12 protein-coding genes are annotated in these 13,494 nt (G+C 54.6%); 9 read left to right on the top strand and 3 right to left on the bottom strand.

The window, feature by feature from the left end:
* The first annotated feature begins 22 nt into the window (after positions 1-22).
* Genes GSQ86_RS21300 through GSQ86_RS21290 form a run of 3 tightly spaced genes read left to right on the top strand, consistent with a single transcriptional unit; the run spans position 23 to position 5,876 of the window.
* The gene (locus tag GSQ86_RS21300) at positions 23-1,291 is read left to right on the top strand and encodes an efflux RND transporter periplasmic adaptor subunit (RefSeq protein WP_158752167.1); all 1,269 of its coding nucleotides are present in this window, start codon (positions 23-25) and stop codon (positions 1,289-1,291) included.
* Positions 1,292-1,293: 2 nt separating this feature from the next.
* The gene (locus GSQ86_RS21295) at positions 1,294-4,479 is read left to right on the top strand and encodes an efflux RND transporter permease subunit (RefSeq protein ID WP_158752166.1); all 3,186 of its coding nucleotides are present in this window, start codon (positions 1,294-1,296) and stop codon (positions 4,477-4,479) included.
* Positions 4,480-4,481: 2 nt separating this feature from the next.
* Positions 4,482-5,876 (top strand): efflux transporter outer membrane subunit, encoded by a 1,395-nt coding sequence (locus tag GSQ86_RS21290; RefSeq protein ID WP_158752165.1) that lies wholly within the window; start codon positions 4,482-4,484, stop codon positions 5,874-5,876.
* A gap of 198 nt (positions 5,877-6,074) precedes the next feature.
* Here GSQ86_RS21290 and nhaA read toward each other — a convergent pair whose 3' ends face one another.
* The gene (nhaA, locus tag GSQ86_RS21285) at positions 6,075-7,439 is read right to left on the bottom strand and encodes a Na+/H+ antiporter NhaA (protein WP_158752164.1); all 1,365 of its coding nucleotides are present in this window, start codon (positions 7,437-7,439) and stop codon (positions 6,075-6,077) included.
* A gap of 543 nt (positions 7,440-7,982) precedes the next feature.
* Between nhaA and GSQ86_RS21280 the strand changes: the two genes are divergently transcribed.
* From GSQ86_RS21280 to GSQ86_RS21255, 6 genes are all read left to right on the top strand, one after another.
* On the top strand, positions 7,983-8,465 hold the full coding sequence (locus tag GSQ86_RS21280; RefSeq protein WP_158752163.1) for an ATP-binding protein: 483 nt from the start codon (positions 7,983-7,985) through the stop codon (positions 8,463-8,465).
* Positions 8,456-8,788 (top strand): STAS domain-containing protein, encoded by a 333-nt coding sequence (locus GSQ86_RS21275; protein WP_158752162.1) that lies wholly within the window; start codon positions 8,456-8,458, stop codon positions 8,786-8,788. Before GSQ86_RS21280 ends, GSQ86_RS21275 begins: the two co-directional genes overlap by 10 nt.
* Before the next feature lie 42 nt (positions 8,789-8,830).
* Positions 8,831-9,631 (top strand): ABC transporter permease, encoded by an 801-nt coding sequence (locus GSQ86_RS21270; protein WP_216841244.1) that lies wholly within the window; start codon positions 8,831-8,833, stop codon positions 9,629-9,631.
* Positions 9,632-9,648: 17 nt separating this feature from the next.
* Positions 9,649-10,503: an ABC transporter ATP-binding protein gene (locus GSQ86_RS21265; RefSeq protein ID WP_158752160.1), complete on the top strand. Its 855-nt coding sequence runs from the start codon at positions 9,649-9,651 to the stop codon at positions 10,501-10,503.
* Positions 10,500-11,471 carry an MlaD family protein gene (locus GSQ86_RS21260; protein WP_158752159.1) on the top strand — a complete coding sequence of 324 codons (972 nt, stop codon included), beginning with the start codon at positions 10,500-10,502 and terminating at the stop codon, positions 11,469-11,471. Before GSQ86_RS21265 ends, GSQ86_RS21260 begins: the two co-directional genes overlap by 4 nt.
* Positions 11,472-11,533: 62 nt before the next feature.
* A complete protein-coding gene (locus tag GSQ86_RS21255) occupies positions 11,534-12,163 on the top strand; it encodes an ABC-type transport auxiliary lipoprotein family protein (RefSeq protein ID WP_216841243.1) in 630 nt (209 codons plus the stop codon).
* 367 nt (positions 12,164-12,530) lie between these two features.
* On the opposite strand, the gene GSQ86_RS21250 is transcribed toward GSQ86_RS21255, so the two are convergent.
* Both GSQ86_RS21250 and GSQ86_RS21245 read right to left on the bottom strand, forming a co-directional pair.
* Positions 12,531-12,776, bottom strand: coding sequence for a hypothetical protein (locus GSQ86_RS21250; protein WP_216841242.1), 246 nt, complete (start codon positions 12,774-12,776; stop codon positions 12,531-12,533).
* 383 nt (positions 12,777-13,159) lie between these two features.
* Positions 13,160-13,441 (bottom strand): hypothetical protein, encoded by a 282-nt coding sequence (locus GSQ86_RS21245; RefSeq protein ID WP_158752156.1) that lies wholly within the window; start codon positions 13,439-13,441, stop codon positions 13,160-13,162.
* Positions 13,442-13,494 lie beyond the last annotated feature (53 nt).

The raw sequence follows: 13,494 nt of genomic DNA, 5'->3' as shown, positions 1-13,494 counted from the left end.
CAGGTCAACGAGGAGTGTGTCAATGCAGACCAAGCGCGAATCTCAACTGAATGGGCTATACACGGCAGATTCGAAACAACTTGAGACCGCAATCCCTTTGGCGGAGAATGCGCTCTGGAGTTTAGTCACCCTCGGAGCATTCATATTCGTGACGCTCGTCGGCTGTGCAAAGGAGCCGGAACTTCCCAAGGCAACTCCTCCCGAAGTCCAGGTGGCGACAGTCATCCAGCAGAATGTTCCGAATTATGGCGAGTGGGTCTCACAGCTGAACGGCCCCGTGAATGTCGATATCACTCCCAAAGTGCAGGGCTACCTGCTGCAGCAGAATTATCAGAACGGATTCTTCGTCAAGAAAGGTGAGCTTCTATTTACGCTCGACCCGCGACAGTACGAGGCCGCGGTGGAACAGGCCAAAGCGCAGGTAGGCATCGCCGAAGCCAATCTCGCCAAGGCCAGCAACGATGTCCAACGCGATACTCCTCTGGCAGCTCAAAGAGCGATCGCGCAGAGGGACCTCGATACCGATCTGACCAACCAGGAAGCCATGAAGTCGCAGGTGCAAGCCGCGAAGGCTAGCCTGGCGAATGCGGAGCTGAATCTTACCTGGACAAAAGTCTACTCCCCCATTGAAGGTATCGCCGGAGTATCGAGTTCCCAGATCGGCGACCTGGTTGGAACCGGCACGAAGATGGTGACCATTTCGCAGGTAAATCCAATCTGGGCATACTTCAATCCCAGCGAAAGCCTTTTTCTAAAATTTGCTCCAAAAGTAACGGCCTACATTACTGGAAAGCTCGGCAGCGGTTCGCGTCCGCCTATGCCGGTTGAGTTCATCCAGTCTAACGACGTTCCTTATCCCGAGAAGGGAAGGATCATCTATGTGAACCGGCAGGTCGGTACAGGAACGGGCACCATCCAGATGGCCGCCGAGTTTCCCAACAAAGGCGCTACTCTTCGTCCGGGTGGCTTTGGCCGCATCCGGATCAAGATAGGTGATAGCGAGAATGCATTGCTGGTTCCGCAGCCGGCCGTAATCGAAGTGCAATCGCAGTACATGCTTATTGTGGTCACGCCTGATAACAAGGCGGTGTTTCGACCCGTCAAGGTGGGAGATCGCGTAGGGCCGAATTGGATCATCACCGAAGGATTAAAACCCGACGAGCGAGTTGTGGTTGAAGGCACGGAGAGGGTACAAATGTTCGCTGCCGCTGCGCCCCAACTGGCAAAGGAAGGCATCCCCGTCAATGCCAAGCCCTACGTTCCAGCCGCGGAAGCGGGCGGGAGCAACTGACCATGGCGAAATTCTTTATCAATCGCCCCATCGTCGCGATGGTCATTTCCATCCTGATGGTGCTGGTCGGCGTGGTCGCAATGCTCGGTTTGCCCACAGCACAGTTTCCTAATATCGCCGACCCGATGATCCAGGTAAAGGCCACCTATCCCGGCGCGGATGCTCAAACGATTGCGGAGTCGGTCGCAACACCCATCGAGCAGCAAATGTCAGGCGTCAGCGGCATGAACTACATGTATTCGCTGAGTGCCAGCTCCGGCGGTGGAATGAGCCTGTACGTTGACTTTCAGTTGGGGACAGATACCAATACCGACCAGATTCTGGCGCAGATGCGGAGCGGACAGGCCAACTCGCAACTGCCCTCCGAGGTGACGCAGCAAGGCGTAATTGTGCAGCCCGGAACGACCGCACCCTTCATGCTGCTGAATCTCTACTCACCTAGCGGCACGTATGACAACATCTTTCTGGCCAACTACGCCACCATCAATTTGCAGTACGCGCTGACGCGCATTTCAGGCGTCGGGCAGGTACAGATATTCGGCGCAGGACCTTACGCGATGCGCATTTGGGTAAACCCGGATAAGCTGGCGAGCCTGGGGGTGACGGTAACTGATATTACGAATGCCGTAAAGGCCCAGAACAAAGTCAATCCCGCAGGCCAGATTGGCGGTGAGCCCGTTCCTTCCGGTCAGCAATTTACTTACAATGTGCGCGCCCCGGGGCGCCTGCCCACCGTTGAGGAGTTTGGCGAAATCGTAGTCCGCGCTGAACCTGACGGCTCAATCCTTCGGTTGAAGGACGTGGCTCGCGTGGAACTGGGATCGCAATATTATTCCTTTCTCGCGCGTATGGGAGTGGCAGGGTCGGGGAAACCTGCGCAGCCCGCAGCGCTCATCGCGCTCTACCTGACTCCGGGCAGCAATGCGCTGCAGACGCGAGCCGCTGTACTCAAGATGATGGAGGAGGCAAGCCGCAGATTTCCCCAGGGCCTGGATTACACTGTCGCCCTCGATACGACGCTCGCCGTCAGCGCTGGCATCAATGAAATTTACCACACGCTGGGAGAAGCTCTTATTCTTGTGATCCTGGTCGTGTACATCTTCCTCCAGGGTTGGAGAGCAACGCTGATTCCGTTGCTCGCCGTCCCCGTTTCGTTGATCGGAACCTTTGTCGTCTTTCCTATGCTTGGGTTCTCCATCAATACCCTTTCGCTCTTCGGACTTGTCCTTGCGATTGGGCTGGTCGTTGACGATGCGATTGTTGTCGTGGAGGCAGTAGAACACCATATCGAGCATGGGCTGTCACCCCACGACGCCGCCCTCAAGGCGATGGAGGAGGTCTCCGGACCCGTAATTGCCATTGCACTTATTCTGGCCGCAGTGTTCATTCCCACGGCCTTCGTTCCAGGTATCACCGGCCAGCTTTATAAGCAGTTCGCGGTTACGATCGCGATTTCGGTGCTCTTCTCCGCGTTCAACGCCCTCACCCTCAGCCCTGCGCTTTCCGCGTTGCTGTTGCGACCCAAGAAGCCTGCACGTGGGCCGCTTGGCGCTTTCTTCCGCTGGTTCAACCGTGTCTTCGGGCGCGCCACTGACGGTTACGTGAATGTATGCAGGCATATGATCCATAAGGCCGGCCTGTCCTTTCTCCTGCTTGCCGCGCTCACCGTGGGTGCCGGTTTCTTCGGCAAGCAGATCCCAGGAAGCTTTCTCCCCGATGAAGACCAGGGATATCTCTACGGCGGCTTGCAGTTACCCAACGCGTCGTCGCTCGAACGCACGTCGGAGGCCTCGCGGCAAGTCGAGAAAGCCATCATGGAGACGCCCGGCGTTCGGTATGTCAGTTCGGTTGTGGGATACAGCATGTTAAGCGGCGTCAACGCTACTTATAGCTCTTTCTTCTTCATCTCCCTGAAACCGTGGGAGGAACGCAAGACTCCGGAAGAGAGTTACAACGGAATTAAGGCGCATCTGCAACGGGTACTCGGTCAACGCACAGAGGGGCTTGCATTCTCGTTTCCGCCTCCCGCGATCCCGGGTGTAGGCACTTCGGGAGGCGCCACTTTCATTCTCGAAGACAGGTCCGGCGGCAGCATTGATTTTCTTGCAAAAAACGCTCAAATCTTTGTGTCCGAGCTTCGCAAGCGTCCTGAGTTGTCGGGAGTATTGTCCACGGCGCTGCTCAGTGTCCCCCAGGTCGGAGTAAGGGTCGACAACGCCAAGGCGATGACGCAGCAGATTCAGCTGAGCGATCTGTACCAGACTGTGCAGACGTTTATGGGCGGTTCACTGGTGAACTTCTTCAACCGCTTCGGCCTGCAGTGGCAGGTGTATGTTCAGGCCGATGGCGACTTTCGAACCCAGGCAGAAAATCTCGGCAAGTTTTATGTCAGGAATGCCTCAGGCGACATGGTCCCATTGAGTACGCTGACAACTACCTATCCACGCAGTGGCGCGGAATTTGTCATGCGCTACAACCTCTTTAATTGCATCCAGATTAATGCCTCGGCAGCGCCCGGTTACAGCTCCGGTCAGGTTATGGCGGCGTTGGAGGATGTCTTCCATAAGACAATGCCCAGCCAGATGGGTTTCGACTACTCGGGCATGTCGTACCAGGAGCAGAAGGCCGCGCAAGGTGTTTCGCCGGCTGTCGTTTTTGGCCTGGCGTTCTTCATCGTCTTCCTCATCATGGCCGCGCAATATGAAAGCTGGACGCTGCCTTTCAGCGTGCTGCTGGGGGTGCCCATCGCGGTTTTCGGGGCTTTCCTTGCACTCTACTTCCGCCACCTGGACAATGACGTGTATGCACAGATTGGGCTGGTCATGCTGATCGGTCTGTCGGCAAAAAATGCCATCCTCATCGTCGAATTTGCCAAGCTTGAGTACGACAAGGGCACGCCGCTCATCGAAGCGACTCTGATCGGCGCAAGGCTGAGGTTACGGCCAATCCTGATGACCGCATTTGCCTTCATTCTGGGTTGCGTGCCGTTGTGGGTGGCTTCCGGCGCGGGCTCAGTTTCGCGCCGTGTGCTGGGAACCGTGGTGATCGGCGGCATGCTAGCGGCCTCGGTCCTGGCTATCTTCTTCATACCCGTCTCGTTCGAAGTTGTGGAACGGCTGTCGCACTGGGGGAAGAAAGAAACGCCGCCAGCTGGGTTGCCAGCCGTCTCGCACACGGAGGGAGACTAGCCATGATCGCCAGACATCGGCTCGTTGCGATCACCCTTATATTCCTGACCGGATGCACCGTCGGTCCCAATTACAAGCGTCCAACGATTGCCGCTCCTGATGCCTACCGCGGGCTCGCTCCGGACGCTGCGCCGCAGACCACTGCATCCATCGCTGACGAAAAGTGGTGGACCGTTTTTGACGACCAGTCCTTGCAAGCTTTGATCCGCGAAGCAATCGTTCAGAATTATGACGTGCGAATTGCTGCGACCCGTGTATTACAAGCGCAAGCCTCCCTGGGCATTACCCGTGCGGATCAGTTTCCGGCCATCTACGGTGGTGCGAGCGCGGCCAACACCCGTCTTCCTCAGACGAAGCTCTTGTCGGCAACAAATACCAGTTCTAACCAGGTAAACCTTTCTCTGGCTTGGGAGTTGGATTTCTGGGGCAAATATCGCCGGGCCACTGAAGCAGCACGCGCTAACCTTCTGGCCACGGAGTGGGGTCGGAAGGCTGTGATCTGGAGCTTAGTCAGCAACGTAGCTTCAGCGTATTTCCAGTTGCTTGAACTCGATGCCGAAATGCAAATCTCTCGAAATGCACTCGTCTCCCGCAACGAGTCGTTGCGCTTAGTGCGGATACGGGAAAGCGGCGGCACGACCTCCATGCTCGATGTTCGTCAGTCCGAACAACTGGTCTACGCTGCGGCGGAGAACATTCCTGCCCTGGAGCGGAGCATTGAGCAGCAGGAAAACCTCATAAGCATTCTTTTAGGCGATAACCCGAAGCCCATTACGCGCGGAAAGCCTCTTGTTGAAAACCATTTTCCTTCGGTTGTTCCTGCAGGATTGCCTTCCTCGCTACTGGAGCGGCGACCTGATCTGCAATCGGCCGAACAACAACTGGTTGCAGCGAATGCGCAGATCGGTGTGGCGAAGGCGGCGTATTTTCCTGACATTAGTCTGACCGCTGTAGCCGGCTACCAGAGCACAGCCCTCACGAGTCTGTTTACCGGGCCGGCAGGTCTGTGGACCTTCGGCGCACAGCTCGCGCAACCTATCTTTACTGCAGGAAAACTACGCGCCAATGTAAGGTTGACCGAGGCGCAACAGCAGGAAGCCGTTCTGTTCTATCAGCAGTCCATCCAGCAAGCGTTCCGTGAAGTTTCAGATTCGCTGATTGCGTACCGGAAGAATCAGGAGTTTCGTGCGCAGCAGGAATTGTTGACGGCAGCGGCCCAGGATGGGGTCCGGCTCGCGAACCTTCAATATAATGGAGGTGTCACTAGCTACCTCGAAGTCCTCGACAGTGACACGCGTCATTTCAACGCGGAAATTTCCCTGGCGCAGGCGCAACTCAGCGAACGGCTGGCTCTGGTACAGCTTTATAACGCTCTTGGAGGAGGCTGGCAGCAATAAGCTTCAGTTCGCGCGGAAGGCGCAGCAGTTCGCCAACAACATCGGCATTTCTCAGTACCGGTAAGACTGAAGCTCGGCGCAATAACTACTTCGTACCCGCGACTCTCCAACGAATTCATTGATAAGAAGGACCGCCATCGTGACAGCTACTTCATTATCTTTGGTTTGGAGAAAAGGTCAGACTCTCTCTCTTCAACATCATGCGCCCCGATCTACTGTTGTTTCTATCGTGTCTGATTTTGCCCTGACGCGCAGAGTGAAATATCCCAGCAAGCCCGCAACCAGTGAGGCACACAGAACCGCAGTCTTGGCATTCAACAGTTGGGATCCTTCATCGAATGCAAGGGAGCTGATAAAGATCGAGACTGTAAAACCGATGCCGGCCAGGAGACCAACAGCGAACAACTGACGCCATGCAACGTGACTTGGAAGAAAGGCAAGACGGCAGCGAATCGCCAGCCACGAGAACGCAACGATGCCGACCGGTTTTCCCACAACCAATCCGAGAATAATTCCCCAGGCAAGACGGCTTGTAAGCAAATCGCCGAATGCTCCCGCGGAGAACGTAACTCCAGCATTCGACAACGCAAACAAGGGAAGTACCAGAAACGCAACCCAGTCCTCCAGCAAACGGGTAAGACGTTCTGCTGCGGACTCGGTTCCCTGTATCAATTCCTCGAAGGCGCCAAGCAGATGTTCTGCTGTTTTGTCGTCTCCGTCAGACAAAGCAGTTCTGAATCGGTCAAGCATGTCGGACGCGATCTCCTGAAAGTCGGACATGGACAAACCCCGCGTGGTAGGAACCATGAATCCGAGGATCACGCCTGCAATTGTGGCGTGAAGTCCGGACCGCAAAATGGCGACCCATACTCCTACGCCGAGCAGCGAATAAATGATTGGCTGCTTCACTCCAATCTTTTGAATGCCAAAGATAACGGCCAGCAGAAGCAGAGCAACGAAGAGAGATTTTCTATCCAGCGATCCACTGTAGAAGAGTGCAATTACGGCGATCGCGCCAATATCGTCGGCGATGGCGAGAGAAAGCAAGAATATCTTCAGATTCGGCGAAATGCCTTTTACCATGCTGAGCACGCCGAGCGAGAATGCGATATCCGTAGCCATCGGAATGGCCCAGCCGTGTTCGCCCACCTTGCCCTTGTTCAAAAGCGTAAATAACAGAGCGGGCACCAGCATCCCGCCGACTGCGGCGAACAATGGTAAGGCAGCCCGGCGCACATCCGCGAGCGCCCCATGCTTTATTTCATGTTTGATCTCCATTCCGACGAGAAAGAAGAATATGGCCATCAGAGCATCGTTGATCCAATCATGTACAGGCAAGCGAAGCTTTGAAAGTGTAAGTTCCATTTCCCAAACGTGATGATAGGAGTCGCGCCAGGGAGAGTTGGCCCAAGCCAGAGCGGCAATTGCCGCTGCGAGCAACAGGAAGCTGCTGATTCCCTGAATGTGAATAAAGCGCTGGATCGGCAGCACCACGGTGCGGGTGAGTAACGACTCACGAAGCTTTATTTGAAGTGCTCCGTGTGTCCGAGGCGGTATAGGCATCTTGTCGAAACCTTATATCAGGAGCGTTTGTGGTAAGGGTCTCAAGTCTAGCATCCTAACGCTGTGTGAGGAAGATTGGAGTGCGTGGCTGTACAGCGAGCAGATTGTGTTATTCACCTTGTTCCAACTGACCAAGCATTCGAATTTCTCAATCCGAAGGCAAAGCAAGCGACGGAGCCAAAGACACTAAAAATGGTATCCCGAACGATTCGCGCCATCTTGTTCCGAACATAAGCCAGACTGCCGTTCCAGACCTGTCGCTTTTCCTTATCGCACCTAGCATATTTATCAGTTTCCCAAGATCCATCCTGTCTGTAACATGCAGCCAGAAGCGTGGCTTCCCCGAAGGGCTCTTGGATCCTTTCGAATGGTTACTGCGCTTTAGCGCAAATGCACTGTTTAAGAACGGAAGGGCCGGCTGTTCTCAAGTACAACGCACAGAGACAACACACCTGATGCGCCTGCAATACGATTCCTTGATCTATCGCGAAGCAGGGTGTGCCGATTCCCGAAATGATCGTCATAGATTTGGAGTGTTCTGACGTGAGCCGTAACAGCCTACTGCTGAAAATGGAATTGCGGAGCGACCCAAGAATGCTCTGCGTCGTACGGGCGGCTTTGGGACAGCTCGGGGAATCAGCTGGGTTTTTGCCTGAGGAGGTTCGTTCGATGGTGCTTGCGGTGGACGAGGCGATGACCAACGTGATACGCCACGCCTATCACGGACGGATCGATCAACCGATTGAGGTTGACTGTCGCCACAGCCAACTGCTCGACAACGGCGTTCTTCGAGATGCTCTGGAGATTGTCCTCAAGGACAAAGGCGTGCGAGTCAAGGCTGAAGAGTTGCGTGGCCGCCCTCTCGACGAAGTACGTCCGGGGGGCCTGGGATTACAGTTTATTCGAGAAAGCATGGACAGTGTGCGGTTCCGCCACCAGAAGGGAACGAACCGTCTACACCTTGTGAAGTTTCTGAGACAGGCAGAACCGCGGCAGGAAGCGGAAGGAGGTGTGGTGTGCAATTAAATACGCGCCGCTCTACAGGGCTGGTGGTGATTGACGTTTCCGGGGAAATAGACCTCGCGAGTTCGCCGCAACTTAGAACTGCTTTGTTGCGCGAGATAAAGGAACTTAAGACGCCCCGTGTCGTTCTCAATCTCAACGCTGTAAGGTACATCGACAGTTCGGGGATTGCCTCACTTATCGAAGGCCTCAAGGCATCGAGGGATGCCGGAACACGCTTTGCTCTTTTCGGCCTAAGCACTATGGTGCGCGAAGTGATGCAACTCTCCAAGCTGGTGAAAGTCTTCGAAATCTACGACAACGAAGAGCAGGCCATTGCGGAATAAGTTGGCAGCCTTCTCAAACATCCGGCTGCTCTCGAGATGACGATGGAAGAATTATTAGCTCAAGTCGGTGGCACTGTATCTGGAGGTCTCCAGTATGTGGGGGCACTCGCAGAGCTCTCGGGCCGCGCAGCTTATTTCACCTTCATAGGTCCCTTTAGGGGTAAGCCGCTACGTATTCAATCATCCGTAACCCAAGCCATGGAAATAGGCGTGCGTGCGCTTCCGATTCTTTCGCTCATCACATTCTTTATTGGGTTGATCCTGGCACTTCAAGGCGCATACGAACTCCGCACTTTTGGCGCGCTGAATCTGGTGGCGACCGCGGTTGCTCTGGGGATGACGAGAGAGCTTGGTCCACTGATCACTGCCATTCTCGTGATCGGTCGTTCAGGATCAGCGTTTGCTGCCGAAATCGGAACCATGAAGGTCACCGAAGAGCTTGACGCCTTGACGACCATGGCGATCGGTCCGGTTCCGTTCCTGGTGACTCCAAAATTTATCGCCATGATAGTTATGGTGCCTTGCCTGACGATCTGGGCGAATTTCATGGGCATACTTGGCGGAGCAGTGTTTGGTGTGGCAGAAGCGGACTTTACAGTTGGACGCTATATTCAGGCCTCACTGGACGCGCTTTTCTTACGCGACATCATGACTGGTCTGATTAAGAGTCTTATGTTTGGAGTTACGATTGCCGCTATAGGCTGTCACGAAGGATTGTCGACTGGCGCCGGGGCCGAACAGGTCGGACGCTCGACCACCCGGGCTGTCGTCATGTCTATTTTTCTTGTTGTCATGGTAGACGTAATCTTTACTGCAATCTTTTTCTTTATGGGCCCCCAGTAAGAACTACAGTATTTGTCATGCAACAGGTCGATGAGATTGGTCCATCCACGGAAACGATGATCTCTCTGCGAGACCTCCGCGTAAGCTATGGCACGCGAGAGATTCTGCATGGAATCACCTTTGACGTGCAGCGGGGAGAAACACTGGTCATTCTTGGAGGCTCGGGTTCCGGCAAGAGCACGCTATTGCGCACACTTGTGGGATTGGAGAAGCCGACATCCGGCGAAATCTGGCTGAAAGGAAAGAATATTGCGGCAATTTCAGCAACTGAAATGGATCAGATTCGGAAAAAGCTCGGCATGTCGTTTCAGGGCTCAGCGCTATTCGGTTCTTTGTCGGTTGGTGAAAATGTCGCCCTGCCTCTTCGCGAACACACGAAGCTGGAACAATCGACGATCGAGATCATCGTGCGGCTGAAGCTGGAGCAGGTGGGTTTGTCAGGCTTCGAGAATTACATGCCATCGCAGCTCAGCGGCGGAATGAAGAAGCGAGCAGCGGTCGCTCGCGCCATGGCAATGGATCCGGACATTCTGTTTTTTGATGAACCGTCGGCTGGGCTGGACCCGATCATCGCCGCCGGGCTTGACGAGCTGATCCTGAAGCTGAAAAAAGCCTTTCATATGACCATCGTCGTGGTTACGCACGAATTGGCAAGCGCCTTCCTCATAGCAGATCGCGCGGTTGTCGTGGACAAAGGCCACGTCGTGGCGATTGGGACGATGGACGAAATGCGTGCCAGCATCCATCCGCGCGTACGCCAGTTTCTCAATCGTGCCCCTGACCCAGACGTGTCGGAGGAAATGGATTATCTGCAAATGCTCACCGAAGACAATCGACCGGGATCCAAGTCGGGCGACAAGAGAGGTGCATGATGGATGGAAAACGTGAGCAGGTGTTTGTGGGACTGTTTGTCCTCGTTGCCGCGGCGTTGCTTCTGGTCACTGTCTTTACTCTGAGCGGACTATTCAACCGCTCGGCGACTAAGTATCATGCCAAGTTTGCCTTCGCGGGCGGACTGGAAGAAGGCGCGACGGTTCGCTATTCAGGAGGCCCGAAGGCCGGCCGAGTAGAACATATACAAATCGATCCCAATGATCCTTCCCTCATTGACGTTGTCTTCAGCGTGAGTGGGAGCGTGCCGGTAAAAACTGACAGCCACGTCAAAATCGAGAGCCTCAGTCCACTTGGGGACAATCATCTGGAAATTGTGCCGGGCAGCACTAGCGCTGCTCTGGCTCCAGCCGGATCATTGCTGACATCCGATCCTTACGTCGACTTCAACGCTTTGACGGCTAAGATCAACGATCTCGCTCCAGATGCTCAGCGGCTCCTGGTGTCTCTCAACGACCGCACAGCAGATTTTAAGGTAACCATCAGCCGCGTGAACGATCTTCTAAATGATCAGAACCGCGCAAATCTTGCCGGAACCATCGCCGGGGCAAGAGGCATGATCGCTGAAAACCGCGCGCAGGTTAAGTCGGCCTTACAAAACCTGAATGCGGCCAGCCAAAGGCTCGATCCGTTGCTTCAGAATTTACGGGAGACTTCCGACGAGGCAAATAAAACTATCAATCATGTCGACGCGTTGATAGGACAGAACGGCCCGGATATTCGTCAGGCGATCCTTGAATTGCGCAGGTCGTTAGCGACGATGAACAGCGTCGCGGATCGTTTGGATCATACGCTCGAAGTGAACTCAGACAACATTAATGAGACGCTCGAGAATATTCGTCAGGCAACCGAGAACCTGAATCAGCTCAGCGATTCGCTCAGGAATCGACCATCCCAGTTGATCCGTTCAAGCAGCCCGCGCGACCGAAAGCCAGGAGACCCGAAATGATCGTCGTGAACGCCGATATCAAGGCAGATCGTAAGAGTAATCCAAGGGGAACAATGGTAGCCATGCGTCGACGAATCGGCCGAAGGTCGGGAGCAGCGCTGGCTGTCGCGGCATTTGGAATTCTCAGCGGCTGTGGCGGGGCGTCGCGTCCGATCAAGTACTACCAACTTAGTCTCCCTGGCGTGATCGCTCCGGCAACAACGACGCCGCCAGTGCCCGTGACGATCGTAGTTCGACGGCTGCTGGCTTCGACCCTTTATCGCGACAGGCGCCTCGTCTACAGTGTCGGCAACCAACAGATGGGGACCTATGAATACGAGCGGTGGGTAGGGCCTCCTTCAGAGCTGATCCAGGGGGTTTTCCTCGGGGAATTGAGGGCTTCCGGGCACTACTCGGGTGTTTATACCCCCGAAGGAAAGGCCGGCGGCGATTACGCTCTACACGGACGCTTATATGAGTTTGCGGAACATGATTCCGGCAGCAACCTGGTAGCGAGACTTACGATGGATCTCGAATTGAGTGATACGCAAACCGGCGCAACAGTGTGGCGACGGTATTACACGCACGATGAGCCGGTAAGTGCAAAGACTGTTCCGGATGTGGTCGCGGCTCTAGACAGGAATGTTCAGTTGGCCGCGAATGATGTGGCCGCCGGCCTGGAGCAATATTTTGCTACGCACCCGATCAAGTAGTTCGGAATTATCTCAAATCCAGAATCCAGTTCGCCCTCGAACGGAAGTAGGTTGGGAAGCTGAAAGATGATCGAACATGGCTAAAGAGAGCTTGTGCTCGTCGTCGACGATGCTCCTCCCAACAATTGCGCGGGGGCGAAATTGTTCGGACCGACTCTACAGGCGGGCACCTTGAAGCGTGAAATTCGTTGAGTACAGACAACTGACCCGGAGTGGAATAAGTGGTTTATCACAATGCAGCACCTAGTAGAGCACCGACCTGGGAAACGAACTGGCCGGGACTAAGGTTCCGTGGAAAGCCGTATTGACGGTTACGGCATGCCGCACCTCATTGCAACGCTAACTAATCGGCCGGGACTGCTTCGTATCACGCTTTATAGTCTTCGGCAAGATTCGAGCGCGCCTCTAAACCTGCATCGAGAAAGCTTTGGATTCGTAATTTGGCAGCTTTGGTCAATCGATCTTTGAATGCAATGTCGAACACATCCTCAAGCGATTGGTACGAGCCGCCCTTCACTTGAGATTGGAAGTCATCTCCGAACACTTGAACGTCGTATTCATTGCGACCGGGGTCATGTGCACTCTGCCTGAGATTGATTTTCGCTGTTGCCATGCCGGACAGGCCATCACTTTCCCGGCTACGATAGGGGGGCCTTAGCCAAGGCTTTGTCTTTGATTCCATATTGGTAACCAATAGAGAGAGATATAGAAGCTAATCGCTATTTTGTTATCAAGGGGAACGGCATACAGCCGATCAAATGCAAGAAAAGGCGGCAATATGATGCTGCAATCAACGCTGTTTTGAATCAACAGCTTATCCCGCAGATGGCACCCTTATGGGGCCTAATGGAGCATATCATATACCCCCCATTGACAAATGACAATTGCGGAATCGGACCCAACCCGGATTTGTAATGGGGGTCGCTCGTGACTCCCGGTAAATCGGACCAAAGCTGTGACATCCAAAACCAGCCGATCTTCCGAGGTTCGGTTCAACTACAAGTCATGCGACATCTTGTGAATGCGCCTGGTCAAGCGGACGATTTGCGGCCAATCCTGCTCAACAAAGCTTTGCGCATGCGCCAGGCTGTTACGTAAACTCTCAATCTGCCTGCCGACTCGCCGCGCCAGACTCTGACTGGGAATGCCGATAGCAGCCAATTCTGACGGATCTGCAATGAGGATCTCTATCTTGTCGGCTAACTGAAGACAATCGATCAGATGGCACTTCTCCTTACGACGTTCACGTTCGGCGAGGAGCTGTCTGGCTTTGTCCATTCTTTGCTGCGACAAGAGCCTGCTCCAACTCTCGCCAGTCCATTTCCGTCTAA

The organism is Acidobacterium sp. S8, from assembly GCF_009765985.1.
Taxonomy (GTDB): domain Bacteria; phylum Acidobacteriota; class Terriglobia; order Terriglobales; family Acidobacteriaceae; genus Alloacidobacterium.
The sequence above is the reverse complement of the archived record's forward strand: the minus strand, read 5'-3'. Positions and strand labels throughout refer to the sequence as shown.

What these genes read in the sequence shown, in the direction of transcription:
- GSQ86_RS21300 (WP_158752167.1), top strand. Translation starts at nt 23, where the DNA reads ATGCAGACCAAGCGCGAATCTCAACTGAATGGGCTATACACGGCAGAT.
- GSQ86_RS21295 (WP_158752166.1), top strand. Translation starts at nt 1,294, where the DNA reads ATGGCGAAATTCTTTATCAATCGCCCCATCGTCGCGATGGTCATTTCC.
- GSQ86_RS21290 (WP_158752165.1), top strand. Translation starts at nt 4,482, where the DNA reads ATGATCGCCAGACATCGGCTCGTTGCGATCACCCTTATATTCCTGACC.
- nhaA (WP_158752164.1), bottom strand. Translation starts at nt 7,439, where the DNA reads ATGCCTATACCGCCTCGGACACACGGAGCACTTCAAATAAAGCTTCGT.
- GSQ86_RS21270 (WP_216841244.1), top strand. Translation starts at nt 8,831, where the DNA reads ATGGAAGAATTATTAGCTCAAGTCGGTGGCACTGTATCTGGAGGTCTC.
- GSQ86_RS21265 (WP_158752160.1), top strand. Translation starts at nt 9,649, where the DNA reads ATGCAACAGGTCGATGAGATTGGTCCATCCACGGAAACGATGATCTCT.
- GSQ86_RS21260 (WP_158752159.1), top strand. Translation starts at nt 10,500, where the DNA reads ATGATGGATGGAAAACGTGAGCAGGTGTTTGTGGGACTGTTTGTCCTC.
- GSQ86_RS21255 (WP_216841243.1), top strand. Translation starts at nt 11,534, where the DNA reads ATGCGTCGACGAATCGGCCGAAGGTCGGGAGCAGCGCTGGCTGTCGCG.
- GSQ86_RS21250 (WP_216841242.1), bottom strand. Translation starts at nt 12,776, where the DNA reads ATGGCAACAGCGAAAATCAATCTCAGGCAGAGTGCACATGACCCCGGT.
- GSQ86_RS21245 (WP_158752156.1), bottom strand. Translation starts at nt 13,441, where the DNA reads ATGGACAAAGCCAGACAGCTCCTCGCCGAACGTGAACGTCGTAAGGAG.